Consider the following 20078-nt stretch of genomic DNA (forward strand, 5'->3'; position numbering starts at 1 on the left):
GTGACCGACACGCCGGCCGGGCCAGTGTCCCCGCTCCGGCGTGTCGGTTACGTCATGTTCCTCAGCCGATGGATCCAGGTGCCGCTCTACCTCGGGCTGATCGTGGCCCAGGTCGTCTACGTGTGGCGCTTCATGGCGGAGCTGGTCCATCTGGTCCACCTGGGCTTCGGCGGCACGCCGGCGGAGACCACCGTGATGCTGATCGTCCTCGGGCTCGTGGACGTCGTGATGATCTCGAACCTGCTCATCATGGTCATCATCGGCGGCTACGAGACGTTCGTCTCCCGATTGCGCATCGAGGGACATCCCGACCAGCCGCAATGGCTCTCGCACGTGAACGCCAACGTGCTGAAGGTCAAGCTGGCGATGGCGATCATCGGCATCTCCTCCATCCACCTCCTCCAGATATTCATCAACGCGGCACGTCCCGAGATCACCGACAGGGAGCTCATATGGAAGACGCTGATCCACCTGACCTTCGTGGTCTCGGCCCTGGCGCTCGCCATGATCGACCGCATCATGGCGGGCGGGCGTCCCAGCCACGGCACCGGCAGCAGCGAAGACTCGGGCCAGATGCCGCAGCAGCGGATGGCCGCCTAAAGCGGCCGGACGGGGCACGGCTCCCTGACGCGACCGCAGGGGCGAACGCTGCAGGGGCGACGGCGGCAGTGACGACGGCGGTCACCCCGGGTGGGCGGCGGGTCGTTCGGCTGGGGGGTGCGGCCGGGATCGCGGTCGTGGCGATGGCGCTGCTCGGCGGCCCCGCCCACGCCGTGCAGCCGCCCCCGGCGCAGCCGGCCGCCAACGCCGCCGGACCCGCTCAACCCGCAGAACCGCAGCCCGCCGAGCCCGCACAGCCCGCCGAAGCCGCGCAGCCCGCCGAACCGGCGGAGCCCCCTGAGGCGGCCGAGGCGCCGCCCAAGACCGGCGGGTCCCTGATCGGCAACGTCATCATCTTCAATGACGAGATCGTCGAGCCGGTGTCACTGCCCGTGACGACCTGCGGCGGGCTGGTGCCGCTGCTCAGCAAGGCACCCGGGTCCTGCCCGGGCGCTTCGCGGGTATCGGACGACGACGCCTGAAGAGGGACGCGTGAGGACGTACGTGCCCGCCCTCCGTACGGGCGGGCACGCCTCACCCCGTCACCGTCGCGGGATCCCGCGACCGAGGCTCAGGGGAAGAGCGCCTCCAGGGCGGCGGCGACGCCGTCCTCGTCGTTCGACAGCGTGCGGTGCCGGGCCGCCGCCAGCACGAGCGGATGCGCGTTGGCCATCGCGTAGCCCGCGCCCGCGTACATGAGGACGGCCAGGTCGTTGGGCATGTCGCCGAACGCCACCACCTCCCCGGCGTCGATCCCCCGCTCCTGGCAGATCCGGTCCAGCGTGGCCGCCTTCGTCACCCCGGCCGCGCTGATCTCCAGCAGCCCCTCCACTCCCGAGTACGTGACCTCCGCCAGGTCACCGATGGCGTCGGCCGCGGCGGCGTACATGTCGTCCGCCGTGTGCGCGGCCGACATGGCGAGCAGCTTGACGATGGGCTGGCCGGCGTCGAACACCGAGACGACCTCCCGGTAGAAGGCCATGTCCGCCTCGATTCGCCGGGTGTAGGCGGACTCGGCCAGCACGTTCCTGCCCGTCTCGACGGCCAGGCCGACGCCGGGCAGCACCTGGGCCAGGGTCTCGGCGACCTCGCGGGCGGCCGACGGGGTGAGCGGGCTGCTGTGGGTGATCTCGTCGGTGGCGACGTCGTACACGATGGCGCCGTTGCTGCAGATGGCGGTGCCGTCCACGCCGGTCCGCGCGGCGATCTCCCTGACGCCGCGCGGGGCCCGCGCGGTGACGAAAACGATCTCGGCGCCGGCGGCTCGGGCCGCGCGCAACGCCTGCCTGGTACGCGGGCTGACGGTGCCGTCTGACGTGAGGAGGGTGCCGTCGAGGTCGGTGGCCACGATGCGCGGGAACGGTGCGGGAGTCACGAACGTGATTATCCCGACTTCCATCCCTAGATCACCTGCTCGGCATTGTTATGGTACGCACGTGTCCTCGAACACGCCCCCTTCGAACCCCCCGTCCGACGGCTCGTCCTGGGCGAGCCCTTCCGGGGATCCACCGACCTCGAACACGCCGTCCAGGAACGTGCCGTATGCAGACGCGCCGTCCGAGCACACGCCGTCCGGAAACGTGCCGTATGCGGACGCGCCGTCCGAGCACACGCCATCCGAGCACACGCCGTCCGGGCACACGCCGTTCGCGGACGCGGACGCATTCTCCCCGCCGCCCCGGCCCTCCCTGCTCGCGGTGGACCGGCCGGCCGATCGGCCGGCGTCGGTGTTCCGGTTCGCCGTCGAGCTGGTGGCCTGGGTTGCTGTCCCGTGGGCGCTGGTCGGGTATTCGCTCCCGCTGGCCGCGCTCTCCGTGGTGCTGCTGATCGGGTTGCCGACGTTCTTCGCCACCCCCGGCGACAAGCGGCACGTGGTCGTGGCGGTGCCGGGGTTCGTGACGATCGGGCTGGTCCTTCTGCAGTTCGTGGCCGCCGTGGCGGCGGCGTGGACGGTGTGGCACGCCGTGGCGGCCGCGGTGGTCACGGTGCTGGCGGTGGTGACGGTGGTGCTGGAGCTGCCGCGCTGGCGGTGGCTGCTGTCGCGCGCACCCAGGCCACGCTGACCCAGGCCACGCTGACCCAGGCCACGCTGACCCAGGCCACGCTGACCCAGGCCACGCTGACCCAGGCCCCCCGGCCGGCCAAGCCCGCAGCCCTCGCCGGATTCAGATGCGCATCCCCGGCGGGAGGAGGCCGGCGGCGTCGGAGAGTTCCAGGCCGAGGAGGCGGCCGGAGTCGCCGTAGTCGAGGACCACACCTTCCGCGGCGACCTGACGAACCACCTCACCTGGCACTATTTCGTCCTTCATCGCGATATAGGCGATGTTCCGTTCGTCGTCCACGGTGACGTACACCGTCTGGGCCCGCTGACCGCCCGGCACGCCCTCCCACGACAGCAGCCCCTCCTTGGCCTCGTGCGAGCCCGCCAGCGCCGCCCGCACCATGACCATCGCCCGCTCGACCGCCTCCAGCGAGTCGAGCCCCGTCACCTTCCGCTCGTGCTCCCAGCCCTCCAGCCCGTCGATCCGGTACGGGCACGACCACTCGCCGGTGGGCTCCTCGTACGGCAGGCCGATGGTGACGACGACGTCACCCGGCGGATCGGTACGCAACGCCAGCACCCGTTGGGCGATCTCGTACATGTCTGGTGATCTACCCATAGGGCCGCGCGCGGAAGACTCGGTTAGGCAACGCCGGGCTGCGTGCCTTATCGTCGCCGGGGAACCATTCGTGCCACGCCGCCCAGGGGCCGCCGCCGTCGCGGCCGTGAGGAAGCCTCCATGAACGAGTCGTTCGGGACCCGCCTTCGCGCCAGGCTCGACGCGTACGGGCCGCTCTGTGTCGGCATCGATCCCAGCCCCGCGCTGCTGCACGCCTGGGAGCTCGACGACGCGCCGGCCGGGATCGAGCAGTTCAGCCGCACGGTCGTCGAGTCCGTCGCGGACGTCGCCGCCGTCGTCAAGCCGCAGTCGGCCTTCTTCGAGCGCTGGGGCAGCCGCGGCATCGCCGTGCTGGAGCGCACCATCGCCGACCTGCGCGAGGCGGGCACGCTGGTGCTGCTCGACGCCAAGCGCGGCGACGTCGGCAGCACCATGACCGCCTACGCGGAGGCCTACCTCGACCGGGGCAGCCCGCTCGCGGCCGACGCGGTGACGCTGAGCCCGTATCAGGGGTTCGGGTCGCTGGAGGGCGCGATCACGTCGGCGGCGGCCAACGACGCGGCCGTGTTCGTGGTGACGCGCACCTCCAACCCCGAGTCGGCGGACTTCCAGCGGCCGGTGGCCGGGCAGGTGCTGGCGGGCGCCGTGGCGGCGAACGCGGGGCACTCGCCGTTCGGGCCGGTCGGCCTGGTGATCGGGGCGACGCTGCGGCAGCTCGACCTGCCGCTCGACGATCTCAACGGCCCCATCCTGGCGCCGGGGATGGGCGTCCAGGGGGCGACGCCGGCCGACGTGGCGCGGCTGTTCGGGCCGGTACGCCACGCCGTCGTGCCGTCCGTCTCCCGTGCCGTGCTCGCCGACCCGAAGCGGCTGCGCGCCCGCGTGCTGCGCTACCGCGACGAATGCGCCGCCCACCTGTCACCTCAGACCGCCGCTCACCTTTGAACGGCGACTCCCTCGGGGCCGCTCAGTTCTGAACGGCGGCTCCCCCAGGGCTGCTCAAACCTGAGCGGCTGTCGCCTCGCGGGCCCGCTCGACCGCGGCCATGACAGCGTGCACCGACGCCGTCAGCACCGAGGTGTCCTGGGCCGCGCCCCAGCGGGTGACGCCGCCCGCGCGCACCTCGACGTACGCGATGGCTCTGCCGCCCCTGCCGGGGTCGAGCGCGTGCTCGGCGTAGTGCAGGATGTCCACCTCCGTTCCGCCGGCGCCGAGCGCCGCCGTGAGCGCGGCCAGCGGGCCGTTGCCGGTGCCGTGCAGGCGGCGCCCGCCGGGCAGCGTCCCTTCGAACGCGTGCACCCCGGGAGCCGTCTCGACCGTCTTCCACTCCACCGGCGCGGCGCTCTCGCCCGGTGCGACGTAGGTGGCGTGGAACAGCTCCCACAGTTGCTCGGCGGTGATCTCCTCGCCGCTGCCGTCGGTGGCCCGCTGCACGACCGATGAGAAGTCGATCTGCAGGCGGCGCGGCAGTTCCAGGCCGTAGCGGGTGTGCAGCAGGTACGCGACGCCGCCCTTGCCCGACTGGCTGTTGACGCGGATGACCGCCTGGTAGTCGCGGCCCACGTCGGCCGGGTCGATCGGCAGGTACGGCACCTCCCACGGCGCCCGCTCGGGCGGCACGCCCATGTCGGCGGCCCGCTTGGCGTGGTGAGCCAGGCCCTTGTTGATGGCGTCCTGGTGGGTGCCGGAGAAGGCGGTGTAGACGAGGTCGCCCGCGTAGGGGTGGCGGTCGGGCACCGGCAGCCTGTTGCAGTGCTCGACCACCCGGCGCACCTCGTCGATGTCCGACAGGTCCACCATCGGGTCGACGCCCTGGGAGTGCAGGTTGAGCGCCAGCGTCACCAGGTCTACGTTGCCGGTGCGCTCGCCGTTGCCGAACAGGCAGCCCTCCACCCGCTGGGCCCCCGCCAGCACGGCCAGCTCGGCGCAGGCCACGCCGGTGCCGCGGTCGTTGTGCGGGTGCACGGACAGGATCACCGCCTCCCTGCGGTCGAGGTGGCGGTGCATGTACTCGATCTGGTCGGCGTACACGTTGGGCGTCGCCACCTCGACCGTCGCCGGCAGGTTGTGGATCACCGGGCGGTCGGGCGAGGCCTCCCACAGGGCCGTCAGGCTGTTGCAGACGTCCAGGACGTAGTCCGGCTCGGTGAGGTTGAACACCTCCGGCGAGAACTGGAAGCGGATGTCGCGGTCGCCCGCCAGGCGGGCGACGTGCTCGGCGGCGTCCCTGATCAGGGCGTGCAGCTCGGCCCTGTCGTGGCCGAGCACGACCTCGCGCCAGGTCGGCGCGGTGGCCGTGTAGAGGTGCACGACCACGCGGGACATGCCCTCGATGGCGGCGAACGTACGCTCGATCAGGTCGCGCCTCGCCGCCGTGAACACCACCACGCTCACGTCGTCCGGCACGACGCCCGGGGTGGCCAGGTGGCGGACGAAGTCGAAGTCGGTCTGGCTGGCCGAGGGGTAGCCGACCTCGATCTCCTTGTAGCCCATCGTGGTGAGCAGCTCGAACATGCGGCGCTTGCGTGCCGGGTCCATCGGCTCGGCCAGGGCCTGGTTGCCGTCGCGCAGGTCCACCGGGACCCACAGGGGCGCCTCGGTGATGCGCCGAGCGGGCCAGGCGCGGTCCGCCGCCGGCACCTCGACGCGGTCGTGGGCGGGGCGGTAGCGGTGGTACGGCATCGCGCTCGGGCGCTGCCGGTTCCAGTCGTCCATCTCTCTTTGTCCTTCGGTCGCTCTTCGGGGGACCGGCGGGCACCCTGACCACCGCGGCGGGGTGCCGGTCCGGTCAGGCCCCGCCGCGGCGGCCGAGAAGCAGCAGACCGTACGACGACATGCGGGCTAGACTAACCACATCACAGGTCCTCAGACAACCTGAGAGGTTGACATCCATGCCGCTCGGCTCCCTTCGCCCCAGCCCGCTCGTCGAGCAGGCCACCGAGCATCTGCGCGAGCAGATCACCCAGGGAGAGTGGCCGGTCGGCACCCGGCTGCCCGGGGAGAACGCGCTGGCCAAGACGCTCGGCGTGGGGCGCTCGACCGTGCGCGAGGCGTTGCGGGCGCTCGCCGGCGCCGGGCTGGTGCAGGCGCGGCAGGGGTCCGGTGTCTACGTGATCGCCACCGAGCCGGCCGAGGACTGGCCCGCCCGGCTGCGGCGGGCCGCCATCACCGACGTGTACGAGGTCCGCGTCATCGTCGAGACCCAGGCGGCGCGGCTGGCGGCGGAGCGGCGTACCGAGGAGGACGTGGCGGCCCTGGAGGGCGCGCTGGCCGCCCGCGCCCGTGCGGCGGATGGCGACGACGCCGCCTTCGTCGCCGCCGACATCGCGCTGCACGCGGCAGTGGTGGCGGCGGCCCGCAACCCCGTGCTCACCGACCTGTTCGAGGAATTCGCGCCCGTGCTCAGGGAAGGGCTGATCTCCCTGGTGGAGCTCCTGTCGCTGCGCGAGCACGACCCCAACACAGGGCACGACACGCACGCGGCGCTGGTGGCCGCGATCAGGGACGGCGACGCCGACGCCGCCGCCACGATCCTCCACACCGAGTTGCAACACACCCTGACCCACCTCCACACCCACAACACCGGCACCTGACCATGAAAGTTGGGTGGAGTGATCACACCCGCCATGGCAGCGGCGACGAGTCAGCCGGTGGGGCCGATGTCGGGGCGGATGATGTCCTCTTCCTCGTCGACCAGTTCTTCGGGTTCTGGCTCGTCCTGCTCGTCAGGTGGGTCGGCGGACACCGGGCGGCGGGTGCGCGGAGTGCTGCAGCCGGAGCGTTCGGCCACCACGTCGCTCTCTCCGTCCACACCGCCGACCGCTTCCGGCAGCTCATCGGATAGCTTCCTCATGTCCCCCACCTGCCCTGATGCCCGGTTTGCTACCTTCCGGTCATGCCCTTACGCACGCAGCGTCCCACCGCCCGCGTCATCCTGGCCGAGCCCGGCGACCGGGTGCTGATGCTCCGGTTGGTCCCGCCGGATCCCTGGCCGCACGTGCTCTCCTGGCACCTGCCCGGCGGCGGCATCGAGCCGGGTGAGAGCGCGGCCGACGCCGCCGTACGGGAGGCGTGGGAGGAGACCGGCCACGTGCTGGACCCGCGGACCCTGGGCGCACCGGTGGCGACCAACGAGGGACCCTGGTCGCACCTGGGACGCCACTACTACAGCGTCCACACCTACTTCTTCGCCCGGGTCCAGGCCGCGACGCTCGAGCCGGGCGCCCTGGAGGACTACGAGGTGGAGGAGCTGGCGAGGGGACACCAGTGGTGGCGCGCCGACGACCTGGCCGCCTCCCAGGAGCCGGTCTTCCCGCCTGGCCTGGCCGGCATCCTGCCCGCCCTGCTCGCCGGCGACAGACCGGCGGAACCGGTCAAGCTCGGCTGGTGACCCGCTCGGCCGCCACCCGGGGCGGTGCAGGCAAACCCCGGGGTCGGCGCGGGCAAGCCCCGGGGTCGGCGCGGGCGAATGCGGCGGGCGTTCAGATGAGGGTGTCTTCTATGTCGCGGCGGGAGGGCATTGAGGTGCTTGCGCCCTCTCGCTGGACCGACAGGGCGGCCGCCGCCGAGGCGAACTCCAGTGCCCGCGGCACCGCCATCCCCTCGGACCTGGCGACGGCGAGCGCGCCGACGAACGTGTCACCGGCCGCGGTCGTGTCCACGGCGTTCACCTTGACGGCGGGCACCCGGTGCCGCTCCCCCGAACGCGCCCCATAGAGCGCGCCTTCCGAGCCGAGCGTGATGACGGCCTCGGGCACGAGTTCGAGCAGCGCGTCGAGGGCGCCGTCGGGAGCGGAGACGCCGGTGATGGCGGCCGCCTCGTGCTCGTTCGGGACGATCGTGGTGACGGCCTCGAGCAGCTCGGCCGGCAGCGGCTGGGCGGGCGCCGGGGTGAGGTAGACGTGGACGGCCGACACCCGGGCGGCCTGCGCGGCCCCGGCGACGGCCTCCATGGGCAGCTCCAGCTGGAGCAGCAGCGCCTGGGAGCTCGCGATGGCGGCCAGGTCGGTGCCGGACGGCCCGGTGACCGTGCCGTTGGCGCCGGGGACGACGATGATCGAGTTGCCGCCCGAGTCGTCCACCACGATGTGCGCGATGCCGCTGGGCCCCGGCACCTGGCGCAGCCCGCGTACGTCGACTCCGGCGTCGGCGAGCGTGGCCCGCATCTCGGCGCCGAACCCGTCGTCGCCCACGGCCCCCAGGAACGCCACCTCACCGCCCGCCCGCGCAGCGGCGATCGCCTGGTTGGCGCCCTTGCCGCCGGGCACGGTGCGGAAGCGGTGGCCGGTGACGGTCTCACCACGCCGGGGTGCCTGGGAGACGTACGCGACGAGGTCCATGTTGGCGCTGCCGAAAACCGAGATCATGACGCCATCATCTCCTGTGTACGCGCGGCCAGCTCGGCAAGACCCACCCCGTCGAAGCCGGTCAGGCTGCTGGCCAGGCTGTCGCGCATGCGCCAGCGCTCGGGCACGCCGCCGCCCAGCGCGCCTGCCACGGATCCCGCGGTGGCTCCCGCGGAGTCGGTGTCCCAGCCGCCGGCGACCGCGCCCGCGACGGTGGCGGTGAAGTCGCCGTGGCCGTGCACGAGGGTGGCGGCGACGAGGGCGGCGTTGTTGACGGTGTGCACCCAGTGGAGGTGCCCGTGGCGTTCGTGCAGGCGGTCGATGACCCGCTCGAAGTCGGGCTCGCTCCGGGCGTCGGCGACGGCGAGGGTGACGGCCTCGTGCAGCCGCGACCCGGCGGGCACCACGGACAGCCCGGCCTGGACGACCTCGTCGGCCGACGTGGCGACCAGCGAGGCGGCGCACATCGCGGCCGTGAACATGGCCCCGTAGACGCCGTTTGCGGTGTGGGTGAGGCGGGCGTCGCGCCAGGCGTACTCGGCGGCGGTGGCCGGGTCGCCCGGGTTGACCCAGCCGTACACATCGGCCCTGATGAGCGCGCCGATCCACTCCCTGAACGGGTTGCGCCGGCTGGCGGTGGCGGGCGGCTCGACGCCGTCGAGGAGGTTGCGGTACGCGACCCGCTCGGCGGTGAACGTGCGCCCGGCCGGCAGCTCGTCCAGCCAGAGCTTGGCGACGTCGTCGGTGGTGAAGCCGCGCCCGTGGCGCTCCAGCACGGACAGGGCGAGCAGCGGGTAGTTGAGGTCGTCGTCCTCGGGGACGCCGTCGATGTTCTCGGCCAGGGAGTTGACGGCGCTGCGGCGGTTCCACGGCCAGCGGCGGGCGACGTCGTCCGGCAGCCCCTTGGCGGTGAACCAGCCGGTGATCGGCCAGTTGCCGGTGGACTCGGCGATCTCCCTGATGCCCTCGCGCGGGATCTTCTCGACGGGCTTGCCGAGCACGCATCCGGCGGCCCTGCCGAGCCAGGCGCCCAGCACTCGATCCGGGTCCACGGCGGCGCTCCCCTGCCGGGGCGCGGGCCAGTCGGGGCAGGCGGCGATGATGCCGTCCAGGTCGGACGGCTCGCCGGGCGGCACCGGGAGTGCGGCCAGCTCGTCCAGCAGTTCCTCGGCGAGGCGGCGCAGCCGGGCCGCGGCAGGCTCGGACGCGCCGGCGCGCGGCGGCGCGTCGTGGCCGCCGGCGGCGTGCCAGCGGGCGGCGATCTCGCGGGCGTCGCGGCCGTCCTCGGCGGCCTGGCGCAGCTCGTGCCCGATCAGGTCCTCGGGCTGGACCCAGGTGAGCCGGATCATGCGTCGAGCTCGGCGAAGGCCGCCTCGTGGGCGCGGCGGCGGGCGACGTCGGCGGCGTGCAGGCGGCGCGCGACCTCGGCGATGGCCCGTCCGGGGGCCACCAGGTCCGTACGGCTGGCCGTGCCGACCTGCTCGACCCACTCGGCCGGCACACTGGACAGCCCGCCGAGCGCGCCCGCGATGGCGCCGCCCATGGAGGCGATCGAGTCGGCGTCGCGGCCGTAGTTGACGCCGCCGAGCACGGTGTCGCGGTAGTCGCCCTTGGCGATCACCAGGAAGGCGAGGGCCAGCGGCAGTTCCTCGATGCTGTGCACCCGGCTCGGCCTGCGCGCACCCAGCCCCTGGTCGCGGTAGGTGTCGGCGACCGTGTCGTACGGGCGGACGGCCGCGCGCAGCGCCTCGAACGAGCCCTCCCAGTGGCCGAGCCCCGAAGCGGTCTCGCAGACGGCCTCGATGGCGGCCCTGGTGCCGTCCTTGGCCAGGCGCAGGCAGGCGCCGACCACGGAGTCCGCGGTGGCGTCCGGCCGCATGGCCTCGGCGACGGCGGCGGCCATCACGCCCGCGGCCTCGCGGCCGTAGCTGGACTGGTGGGCGCCGGCCAGGTCGAGCGCCTCGGCGTAGGCGGCGTCGGGGTCGGCGGCGTTGACGATGCCGACGGGGGCGACGTACATGGCGGCGCCGCAGTTGACGATGTTGCCGACGCCGGCCTCGCGCGGGTCGGCGTGGCCGTAGTGCAGGCGGGTCACGATCCACTTCTCGGCCAGGAAGATGCGCTGCAGCGGCAGCGCCTCGGCCTCCAGCTCGGGGATCCAGCGCTTCTCGCCCATCAGCTCGGGCACGAGGTGCTCGGCCACCGCGTACGCGTCCAGGTGCCGTCCGGCCTTCTCGTAGACGCGGATCAGCGCGTGCGTCATCAGGGTGTCGTCGGTGATGTGGCCGTCGCCCTTGTGGTAGGGGGCGATGGGCCTGGCGTTGCGCCAGTCGGCGTTGTACGGCGGCACGATGCCCTCGACGCGGCCCCCGTAACGTTCCACGATCTGTTCGGCGGTCCAGCCCTCGGTGGCGCCGCCCAGCGCGTCACCGACCGCCGCCCCCGCCACGCAGCCAGTCGCCCTGTCCTCAAGCGGCGTCATGCGATTCCCTCCGAAAGTGTGTCCGCTATTTCGATCAAGTCTCGGCCCGCCAGGTCGGGCAGGCAGCAGCCGGTGAGCGTGCGGGACGAGGCGGTCCACCCCTCCGGGACCGCCTCGTACCCGCCGCAGGCTCCGGTGAGCGCTCCGGTGAGCGCGGGCGCCGAGTCGGCCAGCGCGGCCAGGCAGGCCGCCGCCGGCACGGCGCGGGTGAGGTCGCCGCCCGCCGCCTCGGCCAGCGCGAGTGCGGCCGGCACGGTCTGCGCGGCGCCGACGCCGTAGCTGTAGACGTGGTCGACCAGGGCCGCGTCCAGCGCGGGGACGGCGGAGAACGCGTCGCCCGCCTTCCGCGCGACGGCCAGCGCGAGCCGGGCGTTGTGCCCGATCGCGGTGTCCTCGGGCAGCTCGGCCAGCGCCGCCTCGACCGCCGCGCCCACCCGTCCCGACGCGACGGCCTCGGTTACGGCGGCGGTCACGGCGGCGGCCATCGCGCGGGCGGCCAGCACGCCGTCGCCCGCGTTCGTCACCTGCGCGTCGGGGGTCGGGTCGCGGCCGACAGCCCCGTACGCGACCGCCCTGACGGCGGCGGCGTCGTCGAAGTGGTGGGGGTTGTCGTGGCCCGACGCGGGCGGCGCGACCCCCTTGGCCAGGTTGTCCAGCGCGGTCGCGACGGAGATGCGGGCCCTGATGCTCTCCGGCCCGGTGCCAGGGCGAACGGGCACCAGCTCCCCGTACGCCTCCGCGCGCGGCCTGCCGATGGTGAGCGCCGTCCAGGCCAGCCATTCCGCGTCGTCCGACGGGCCGAGCCGCAGCGGCGCGACCGGCTGGTTCAGCGCGAACGGCACCGGCAGCGTGGTCACCCGATGCTCCTCGGCGAACGCGTCGAGCTCGCGGTGCAGGCGGCGGCTCCAGGGCGCGTGCCGGGCCGAGCGGTGCCGGGTCGCGGGCCAGCCCGCGGCGTCACCGGCGGCGAGCCCGGCGAAGGCTCCCCTGATTCTGTCCCCCGACATGTGATCTACAGTCCTTCCGCCAGCTCGTCGGCGACGTCCAGCACGTGTCTTCCCGCCACGACGGGCAGGCATTTGCCCGTCACGGGCCCGATCCGCGCGGCCCAGCGCGCCGGCACGCCGCCCTCTCCCTGGGAGGCTCCGGCCAGCGCGCCGGCGATGGCGCCGATCGTGTCGGCGTCCCTGCCGAGGCCCACGCCGTACGTCACGGCCGCCTCGACCTCGCCGTTCCCGGCGAGGAACGCGGCCATCGCCAGCGCCACGGCCTCGGGCGCGACGTCGGTCCACGGGTAGTGCCTGACGACGACGGCCTCGTGCAGCGCGGCGGGATCGCCGGTCTTGAGGGCGTCCCTGGCTCGTGTGACGTTCCGCGCGGTCCACGAGTCGGCCGGGACGACCGAGAGCGCCGCGTCGACGACCTCGCCGGGAGAGGCGCCGCCCATGGCGGCGGCCACCCCGCCGGCGACCGCCCGGCCGCCCATGATGCCCTCGCCCGACCCGCTGACCAGCCCGTCCTGTTCCATCAACCGGGCCGCCTCGGCCGGGTCGCCCGGGCAGAAGATCCCGTACGGCGCCGCCCGCATGGCCAGGCCGTCGGACCAGCCGTGCGCGTGCACCAGCCCGGTCAGCGGCGGTTCGAGGCCGCGGCGAAGCGCTTCGACGGTCCCCAGCTCGGAGAACCCGGCGCCGCGCATCGGCCCCTGCACGCTGGGGATGACCTCGGCCCGGTAGGCCGCCGCCACGTCGGCCGCGGTGAGCGCGTGGCCGTGGCGGACCAGCAGGGAGGCGGCGAAGATGGCGTACTCGGTGTCGTCGGTGCCGCCGCCCTCGATCTCGGTGAGCCGGCCCCACCGGCGGCGGATCTCCTCCGGGGTCAGGTTCTCGGCAGGGGCGCCGAGGGCGTCGCCGGCCGCCAGGCCGAGCAGGCACCCCCGGGCCCTGTCGCGTGGTGAGATCACCGGTAGTACCGCTCCAGCACCTTGTTGCCGTCCTCGACCAGCCGCTTGGCCGCGTCGTCGAGGGAGATCTTGTCGGCGAAGTACTCCTGCAGCACCGGCGTGGCGACCTTGGTCTTCCACTCGTCGAACCCGTTCACCTTCAGGAACGGCGCGACGACCAGGTCCTTGGCGGAGGCGGTCGCCACGTCCCAGCCGTTCTCCTTGGTGGTGATGGCGGGGTCGGCGGCGGCCTGCTGCGAGGTCGGCAGCAGCCAGTCGCCCTTGGCGAGCTTGGCCTGGTTGGCGCCGTTCAGGAAGAACGCGATGAACTTCATCGCCTCGTCCGGGTGCTTGCTGTCCTGCGCGATCGACAGCGTCTGCGAGACCGCGCCCTGCGAGGCGCTGGTGCCCTTGGGCGCGGGCAGCGTGACCCACTCGAAGTCGTCGGGGGCCTGCTCGGCCACCTGCTGGCGCAGGTAGACGCCGGTCGGCAGCATCGCGAACTTGCCCTGGTAGAAGGCGGGCAGCGGATCGGCGGTGCCCTGGCCGAGCGCGGCCGGGTCGGCCGACTTGTCCTTGTAGAGCTGGTCGTGGATGCGCTGGAGCACCTCGCGCTCCTCGGGGCCGACCTTGACGGTGGTCTTGCCGTCGGTGGTCTGGAAGAACGTGCCGCCGAAGTTGAGCGCCAGGTTGAGCGTCTTGTTGACCGGCGACTTCATCGGCCAGGCCACGCCGTACGTGCCGCCCTTGGTCATCTTCTTGGCCGCCGCGGAGAACTCGTCCCACGTCCACGGGTCGTCCGGGGTGGGCACGCGGACGTCGGCGGCGTCGAGCAGCTTCTTGTTGGCGATGATGACCTGCGATTCCTGCAGGAACGGCACGCCGTACACGCCCTGGCCGCCCTGGCCGTCGTCGAAGGTGACGGTGTCCCAGGCCGACTGCGGAATGTCGCTCTTCAGCTCGGCGGGCAGCTTGTCCTTCAGGTCCATCAGGTAGCCGTCGGAGGCGAAACCGGACAGCGCGGGCGAGTCGTTGTGGATGACGTCGGGGGCCGTGCCGCCGGAGAACTGGGTGACGAGCTGGTCGTTGACGTTGTCCCAGCTGCCCTGGACGTAGGTCACCTGGATGTCCGGGTTGGCCTTGTTCCACTCGTCCACGAGCTGCTTGTTCGCGGCCACCGACTCCTTCTGCCACGCCAGGCTGAGGAAATCGATCGTGACCGGCTCGCCGGGAGCCGGCGACTCGCCGCCTCCCCCGCCGCACGCGGCGGCCAGCGTGAGGACCGCCGCCACCGCCAGAGCGGACGTGATACGCATATGAGCCTCCTAGCCCTTGACGGCGCCGGCCATCAGGCCGGACTTCAAACGCCGCTGGATGATCGAAAAGAAGATCAGGCTCGGGATCGTCGCCATGAGCGACGCCGCGGCCAGCGGGCCGAGCCTGGCCACCCCCTCCGGGCCGGTGAAGCGCACCAGCGTCAGCGGGAGTGTCATGACGTCGGGGTCCTGGAGGATGACGAGCGCGAACATGAACTCGTTCCAGGACGAGATGAAGGAGAACAGCAGCGTCGCCACCACGCCGGGCGCGAGCAGCGGGGCCACCACGGACGCGATCGAGCGCAGCCGCGAGGCGCCGTCCACCGCCGCGGCCTCCTCCAGCTCGGGCGGCACCGCGCGCACGTACCCCTGCAGCATCCACAGCGCGAACGGCAGCGTGAACGTGACGTGCACGAGCACCAGACCGGGCAGCGTGTTCACCAGCTCCAGGTCACGCAGGATCATGAAGAGCGGGATGATGATCAGGATGAACGGGAACACCTGGCTGACCAGCACCCACCCGATCGCGATCTTGTTGACCAGGCCCCGGTAGCGGGCCATCGCGTAGGAGGCGGGCAGCGAGATCAGCACCGTGATCACGCTGGCGAACAACGCCACCACCAGGCTGCGCAGCGACGCGCCGACCAGGTCCTGCTCGCCGAACGCGGCGCCGAAGTTGGCCAGCGTCGGCTCGCGCGGGATCCACGTCGGCTCGGTCAGCGCCATCTCCTGCGGCGTCTTCAGCGCCGTGGACAGCAGCCACAGCAGCGGGAACGCCAGGAAGACGACGTACGCGAGCAGGGCGACGTACTGTGAGACGCGCTTCACCTGGCCTCCCTCATCTGGCGCCACAGGTAGAGACCGAGCACCGCGAGCACGACGATGGCCATGGCGAGGCCGAGCATCGAGGCGTAACCGGCCATGCGATACCTGAACGCCTCCTCGTAGGCGAACAACATCGGCAGCCGGGTGCGCCCGCCGGGTCCGCCCTGCGTAAGCACGTAGACCAGGCCGAACTGGTTGATGTTCCACACGAAGTCGAGCGAGGTGATCGCCACGATCACCGGGCGGAGCTGCGGCAGCGTGATGTTCCAGAAGCGGCGCCAGGTGCCCGCGCCGTCCATCGCGCCGGCCTCGTACAGCTCCTTCGGGACGTTCTGCAGGCCCGCGAGCAGCACGACCGTCGTCTGCGGCATGCCCGCCCAGACGCCGACCACGATGATCGCCGGCAGCGCCAGCGAGAAGTCGGCCAGCCAGTTGATGTCGGTGCCGAGCAGGTCGTTGAGGACGCCTGCGTCGGGGTGGTAGACGAGCTTCCACATCAGGCCGACCACCACCGGCGGCATCGCCCACGGCACCACCGACAGCACCCTGGCCACGCCGCGGCCCCTGAGCTTCTCGTTGAGCAGCAGCGCCAGGCCGAGCGCGGCCACGAACTGCAGCACCGTCACCGACACCGACCAGATCGCGCCGATCTGGAACGACGCCCAGAACTCGTCGTCCGTCATCAGCCGGGTGAAGTTCTCCAGGCCCACGAACTCGGTCTGGTGGTTACGGGTGTTGCGGGCGTCGGTGAACGCCAGGCCGATGCCGTAGAGCAGCGGGCCCACGCTGAACAGCACCACCGGCACCATCGCCGGCAGCATCAGCAGCCACATCTCGCGCCGCTGCCGCGACGCCGCCCGGCGCCGGGCTCCCGGCCGCCGCGGGGGCGCGGATCGCGTCACGGTCGCCGTCACGCGCCGCCCTCCTTCCTCTGGGTTCGCTCGTAGCCGGGGCCGGCCGTGGAGGCGCGGATCGCCAGCCTGGGCGCCACGGTGACCCGCTTGGGGTCGCCGTCGTCGCCCTGCAGCCGCTCCAGCAGCAGCTCCGCCGCCGCCTTGCCGCGCTCGGCCGACCCGAGCGAGACGCTGGTCAGCGACGGCCATGAGGCCGCCGCCAGGTCGGTGTCGTCCATGCCGACGACCGCCACGTCCTCGGGCACCCGCCGGCCCTTCGCGCGCAGCACGTCGAGCGCGCCGAGCGCGATCAGGTCGTTGGCGCACATCAGCGCGTCCACCTCGGGGGCCCGCGCGAGCAGCTCGGCCACCGCGCGGCGGCCCTCCTCGCGGTAGAAGTCGCCGATCTGCACGAGGTTCTCGTCGTAGGGCAGCCCGAGGTCCGTCAGCGCCTCCCGGTACGCGGCCCCGCGCGCGGCGCCGGGCACCGTGTCGAGCGGGCCGTTGACCATGGCGATGCGGCGGCGGCCGAGCGCGTAGAGGTGGTCGACGGCCAGCCGGACGCCCGTGCGGGAGTCGGCGCGTACGTTGTCCACCCGCGTCCCGTCGGGCACCGATCCGATGATCACGACGGGGGCCCTGGCCGTGGCCAGCATCTGCAGGTGGGTGTCGGTGACGCGCAGGGGGCTCATGATGAGGCCGTCGACGTACCGCTCGCCGAGGCTGTGCAGCACGTCGATCTCGTCGGCCACCACGGCGTCGGTGGAGTGCAGCACGAGCCGGTAGCCGGCCGCCTTCAGCACCGGCTGGATCTCCCGCAGCATCGCCAGGTAGGCGGGGTTGCCGACGTCGGCCATGGCGAACGCGATCTGGTGGGTGCGGCGCGACTTGAGCGACCTCGCCACGGCGTTGCGCACGTAGCCCAGCTCGTCGGCGGCCGCCATCACCTTGCGCACGGTCTCCTGCCTGGTCGGCAGGCCGTTCAGGACCCGCGACACGGAGGCGATCGAGACACCGGCGCGCTCGGCGATGGTGGTGATCGTGGGTCCGTCGCCCAAGGCTGTCCTTCCCTCGTGGTGTAAACGTTTACGAATGATCTGCTGTAAACGTTTACGGCGTGGGCCACATGAAACCTGGATGTAACTTGCAGGTCAAGTCACGATCGCATAACACCAGGTCAGAGTAGGTGAACGCAAACCGGCCGCCCTGCCGGAGAGCGGCGGGGCGGCCTTCGGCTTTTCAGTCGCGCACGGAAGCGGGGGCCGGGCTCGTCTCCGGGGACGGGCTGGCGGCGGGAAGGGCGAGCAGGGCGCGGATGGCCGGGGAGCCGGCCGCCGTGACGACGGCCGCCAGCACGGCCGGGATGAACAGCGCCACCGGCAGGGACGCCGCCTCCGCCACGAAGCCCAGCACCGCCGGGCCCAGCAGCAGGCCGGTGTAGCCGAAGGCGGTCACCATGGCCAGCGCCCTGCCGACCCGGCCGCCGGCCGCGCCCACCGCGCTGAACAGCACCGGCACCACCGTCGCCAGCCCCACCCCGGCCAGCGCCCACCCGGTCCACGCGCACACCACCCGCAGCGGGTCGCCCAGCAGCGGCGAGACCAGCACCAGGACGTACCCGGCGGTGGCGAGCACGCCCGCGAGCCTGATCGTCAGCACCGAGCCCAGCCGGGCCCTGATCGGGTCGCCGAGCAGCCGCACGGTGGTCATGGCGATCGAGAAGATCGTGTACGCCAGCGGCGCCAGCGCGGGATCGGTCTCCAGCACCATCCTGGCGTGCAGCGCCGCCCAGTCGATGGCCGCGCCCTCGCTCAGATGCCCCGCGAATGCCGCCACCCCGAGCAGCGCGATGAGCCCCCACTTGAGCGACCCACCACCTGAGCCGCCGGCAGCGGCACCGGCGCCTCCGGCGCTCTCTGCGGGCTTCCCCGCCTCGACGCCCTCGGCCGCGTTCTGCGGGGCGGGGCGGGTGTAGGCGTCGGGGAGGAGGAGGCGGGCGGCGGGCACATACAGGAAGGGCACCACGATCGCCGCCACCACCAGCAGCCCCTGCGCGTCCAGCCCGGCCTGGAGCACCAGCGAGGTGATGCCGCCGCCGGCCGCGCCGCCCAGGCTCCAGGTGCCGTGGAAGGCGGAGATGACGGGCCGGCCGTAGCAGCGCTCGACCTCCACGGAGTGGGCGTTCATGGCGATCTCCATCACCCCGAGCCCCATCCCGAACACCACCGCCAGCGCCATCAGCACCCAGGCCGACGGCGCCAGCGCGGGCCCGAGCAGGGCCACCCCGGACAGCGGCCCGGCGATCCAGCACAACCGCCTGCTCCCCCACCGGTCCACCAGCCGCCCGGCGAGCAGCATCGACGCCAGCGCACCGGCGGAGATCAGCAGCAGGACCCGGCCGAGCAGGGCGGGCCCGAGGTCGAGCCGGTCGTTGAGCGAGGGCAGCCCGGCCGCCCACAACCCCATGACAAGACCGGCGAGGAAGAAGAATCCGAAAACTCCGACACGAGCCCGTCTGGCGACAGTGGCGCTTTTGTTCACGGCTAGAGCATAAACTGTGAAACGTGAATGGTGCTACGACGAGTGGCGAGCTGCGCGCGCACAACCGGGTCAGGCTGCTGCGCGCCGTGCACGACTGCGGGGCCACCCGCACCAGGTCCCAGCTCACCCGCGACCTGCGGCTGGCCAGGGGCACGGCCTCGGTCCTGGTGGCGGGGCTGGCCGAGGACGAGCTGCTGCACGAGGAGCCGGCGCGTGAGCACGTACGCGGACGGCCGACGCAGGTGCCTGGGCCGCATCCGTACGGGCCGGTCGCGCTGGCCGTGGACGTGCGCGAGGACGCGTGGGAGCTGGCGGAGTGCGAGCTGGGCGGCCGGGTCACGGTCCTTGAGGTACGCCCGCACGACGGCACCCCGGAAGGCGCGCTCCGCCCGCTGGGCGAGGCCCTGGCCGCCCACCGCGACCGCCTCGGCCGCCGGGTCGTCGGCACGGGCGTGGCCCTGGCCGGCCCGGTACGCCACGGCGGCCTCGTGGACATCGCCCATCTGGACTGGCACGGGGTCGACGTCCCCGCCCTGCTGGCGGCCGGCGACCGGGATGAGGCGGGCCCCCCGGCCGGGACGCCGGTCGTGGGGAACGACACCGCGTTCGCGGCGGTGGCGGAGGCGCGGCGGGGGCGGCTCCGGGACGTGCGGGTGGGCCTGCATCTGCATGTGGACTTCGACCTGGGCGGCGTCCTGATGGTGGACGGGCGGCCGGTCGCCGGGGCGGGCGGGGTCGGCGCCGAGTTCGGCCACATGCCGCTGACGGAGAGCCGGCGGCCGTGCGCGTGCGGCGCCCTCGGCTGCTGGGGCGCCGACGTGGGCGCCAACGCCCTGCTGCGGCACGCCGGCCTGGCCCACGGTGGCGGCCGGGGACGCGAGCAGGCCGAGCACGTGCTCGCCACCGACGCGGCGGCGGTCGAGGCGACCTCGCGGATGCTGGGCCGGGGCATCGCCGCCCTGGTGAACGCGCACGACCCCGAGGTGGTCACCCTGTCGGGCCACGGCCCCGAGTTGTTCGAGCGGGCGGGGGCGGCGCTCCTGGCGGCCGGCGAGCCGTACCTGATGGCGATCCGCCGGGAGCGGCCGCCGCGCATCGAGGGGTCGGCGCTCGGCTGGCGGGGCGCGCTGCTGGGAGCGATGGAGTCGGTGTTCGACGCCTTCCTGACCGTCGAGGGCCTTGAACTGTGGCGCAACAACCACCCTGACCAGGCCCGCGACACGCCCGACCGGCAAAGTGTGACGCATTCCACCCCGGACGGGGATAGGCCGCTATAACGCCTCCCCCAAGGGCCCTGTAGGCGATCTTGCCAGGCCAGAGAGCCGGAAGCCGGGACGGAACCGTCCGTAGCCGCCTCACCCGTCCCGGCCCCGGGGCATGTGCCCGTACGTCGCGGGCCCGTGCCCCGCACGGGCGAGGCGGCCGTCGAGCTGGGGTTCGACGACGCTCAGCGATCCTGGTCCCGGCGGTGGAC

Annotated in this window: 21 protein-coding genes; 7 read left to right on the plus strand and 14 right to left on the minus strand. The window is 73.0% G+C overall.

What is annotated here, in order from left to right; translation table 11 throughout:
* Positions 1–54 precede the first annotated feature (54 nt).
* Positions 55–600 carry a TIGR00645 family protein gene (locus tag AB0K12_RS06175; RefSeq protein ID WP_364556052.1) on the plus strand — a complete coding sequence of 182 codons (546 nt, stop codon included), beginning with the start codon at positions 55–57 and terminating at the stop codon, positions 598–600.
* A gap of 68 nt (positions 601–668) precedes the next feature.
* Positions 669–1082, plus strand: coding sequence for a hypothetical protein (locus AB0K12_RS06180; RefSeq protein WP_364556054.1), 414 nt, complete (start codon positions 669–671; stop codon positions 1080–1082).
* Between the two features lie 89 nt (positions 1083–1171).
* Here the strand turns inward: AB0K12_RS06180 and AB0K12_RS06185 are convergent, their stop codons facing one another.
* On the minus strand, positions 1172–1975 hold the full coding sequence (locus AB0K12_RS06185) for an HAD family hydrolase (RefSeq protein ID WP_364556056.1): 804 nt from the start codon (positions 1973–1975) through the stop codon (positions 1172–1174).
* A 160-nt stretch (positions 1976–2135) separates the two neighbouring features.
* On the opposite strand from AB0K12_RS06185, the gene AB0K12_RS06190 reads away from it, so the two are divergent.
* A complete protein-coding gene (locus AB0K12_RS06190; RefSeq protein WP_364556058.1) occupies positions 2136–2663 on the plus strand; it encodes a hypothetical protein in 528 nt (175 codons plus the stop codon).
* 102 nt (positions 2664–2765) lie between these two features.
* Here the strand turns inward: AB0K12_RS06190 and AB0K12_RS06195 are convergent, their stop codons facing one another.
* Positions 2766–3242, minus strand: coding sequence for a DUF2283 domain-containing protein (locus AB0K12_RS06195; protein WP_364556060.1), 477 nt, complete (start codon positions 3240–3242; stop codon positions 2766–2768).
* Positions 3243–3380: 138 nt separating this feature from the next.
* On the opposite strand from AB0K12_RS06195, the gene pyrF reads away from it, so the two are divergent.
* Complete coding sequence (gene pyrF, locus AB0K12_RS06200; protein ID WP_364556062.1) at positions 3381–4205, plus strand: orotidine-5'-phosphate decarboxylase; 825 nt, start codon at positions 3381–3383, stop codon at positions 4203–4205.
* Positions 4206–4259: 54 nt separating this feature from the next.
* Here pyrF and leuA read toward each other — a convergent pair whose 3' ends face one another.
* Positions 4260–5975 carry a 2-isopropylmalate synthase gene (leuA, locus tag AB0K12_RS06205; RefSeq protein ID WP_364556064.1) on the minus strand — a complete coding sequence of 572 codons (1716 nt, stop codon included), beginning with the start codon at positions 5973–5975 and terminating at the stop codon, positions 4260–4262.
* A 176-nt stretch (positions 5976–6151) separates the two neighbouring features.
* Here leuA and AB0K12_RS06210 point away from each other — a divergent pair, with 176 nt between their 5' ends.
* On the plus strand, positions 6152–6853 hold the full coding sequence (locus AB0K12_RS06210) for an FCD domain-containing protein (protein WP_364557706.1): 702 nt from the start codon (positions 6152–6154) through the stop codon (positions 6851–6853).
* 50 nt (positions 6854–6903) lie between these two features.
* On the opposite strand, the gene AB0K12_RS06215 is transcribed toward AB0K12_RS06210, so the two are convergent.
* Positions 6904–7113 (minus strand): hypothetical protein, encoded by a 210-nt coding sequence (locus AB0K12_RS06215; protein WP_364556066.1) that lies wholly within the window; start codon positions 7111–7113, stop codon positions 6904–6906.
* A 42-nt stretch (positions 7114–7155) separates the two neighbouring features.
* Here AB0K12_RS06215 and AB0K12_RS06220 point away from each other — a divergent pair, with 42 nt between their 5' ends.
* Positions 7156–7650 (plus strand): NUDIX domain-containing protein, encoded by a 495-nt coding sequence (locus AB0K12_RS06220; RefSeq protein ID WP_364556068.1) that lies wholly within the window; start codon positions 7156–7158, stop codon positions 7648–7650.
* A gap of 91 nt (positions 7651–7741) precedes the next feature.
* Here the strand turns inward: AB0K12_RS06220 and rbsK are convergent, their stop codons facing one another.
* The 10 genes from rbsK to AB0K12_RS06270 form a co-directional block, all read right to left on the minus strand.
* On the minus strand, positions 7742–8626 hold the full coding sequence (gene rbsK / locus AB0K12_RS06225; protein ID WP_364556070.1) for a ribokinase: 885 nt from the start codon (positions 8624–8626) through the stop codon (positions 7742–7744).
* Positions 8623–9954 carry an ADP-ribosylglycohydrolase family protein gene (locus AB0K12_RS06230; RefSeq protein ID WP_364556072.1) on the minus strand — a complete coding sequence of 444 codons (1332 nt, stop codon included), beginning with the start codon at positions 9952–9954 and terminating at the stop codon, positions 8623–8625. Before AB0K12_RS06230 ends, rbsK begins: the two co-directional genes overlap by 4 nt.
* Positions 9951–11087 (minus strand): ADP-ribosylglycohydrolase family protein, encoded by a 1137-nt coding sequence (locus tag AB0K12_RS06235; protein ID WP_364556074.1) that lies wholly within the window; start codon positions 11085–11087, stop codon positions 9951–9953. Before AB0K12_RS06235 ends, AB0K12_RS06230 begins: the two co-directional genes overlap by 4 nt.
* Positions 11084–12094, minus strand: a complete 1011-nt coding sequence (locus tag AB0K12_RS06240) for an ADP-ribosylglycohydrolase family protein (RefSeq protein ID WP_364556076.1) — start codon at positions 12092–12094, stop codon at positions 11084–11086. The genes AB0K12_RS06235 and AB0K12_RS06240 overlap by 4 nt, the downstream gene beginning before the upstream one ends.
* Positions 12095–12099: 5 nt before the next feature.
* Positions 12100–13050, minus strand: a complete 951-nt coding sequence (locus AB0K12_RS06245; protein ID WP_364556078.1) for an ADP-ribosylglycohydrolase family protein — start codon at positions 13048–13050, stop codon at positions 12100–12102.
* On the minus strand, positions 13047–14345 hold the full coding sequence (locus tag AB0K12_RS06250; protein WP_364556080.1) for a sugar ABC transporter substrate-binding protein: 1299 nt from the start codon (positions 14343–14345) through the stop codon (positions 13047–13049). The genes AB0K12_RS06245 and AB0K12_RS06250 overlap by 4 nt, the downstream gene beginning before the upstream one ends.
* A 9-nt stretch (positions 14346–14354) precedes the next feature.
* Positions 14355–15173 (minus strand): carbohydrate ABC transporter permease, encoded by an 819-nt coding sequence (locus tag AB0K12_RS06255; RefSeq protein WP_364556082.1) that lies wholly within the window; start codon positions 15171–15173, stop codon positions 14355–14357.
* The gene (locus AB0K12_RS06260; RefSeq protein ID WP_364556084.1) at positions 15170–16084 is read right to left on the minus strand and encodes a sugar ABC transporter permease; all 915 of its coding nucleotides are present in this window, start codon (positions 16082–16084) and stop codon (positions 15170–15172) included. Before AB0K12_RS06260 ends, AB0K12_RS06255 begins: the two co-directional genes overlap by 4 nt.
* Positions 16081–17121 carry a LacI family DNA-binding transcriptional regulator gene (locus AB0K12_RS06265; RefSeq protein ID WP_364556086.1) on the minus strand — a complete coding sequence of 347 codons (1041 nt, stop codon included), beginning with the start codon at positions 17119–17121 and terminating at the stop codon, positions 16081–16083. The genes AB0K12_RS06260 and AB0K12_RS06265 overlap by 4 nt, the downstream gene beginning before the upstream one ends.
* Positions 17122–17302: 181 nt before the next feature.
* On the minus strand, positions 17303–18604 hold the full coding sequence (locus AB0K12_RS06270; RefSeq protein WP_364556088.1) for an MFS transporter: 1302 nt from the start codon (positions 18602–18604) through the stop codon (positions 17303–17305).
* A 23-nt stretch (positions 18605–18627) separates the two neighbouring features.
* Here AB0K12_RS06270 and AB0K12_RS06275 point away from each other — a divergent pair, with 23 nt between their 5' ends.
* Positions 18628–19881: an ROK family protein gene (locus AB0K12_RS06275; protein WP_364556090.1), complete on the plus strand. Its 1254-nt coding sequence runs from the start codon at positions 18628–18630 to the stop codon at positions 19879–19881.
* Positions 19882–20078: the final 197 nt, after the last annotated feature.

Source organism: Nonomuraea sp. NPDC049419 (assembly GCF_040676995.1).
Lineage (GTDB): Bacteria > Actinomycetota > Actinomycetes > Streptosporangiales > Streptosporangiaceae > Nonomuraea > Nonomuraea salmonea.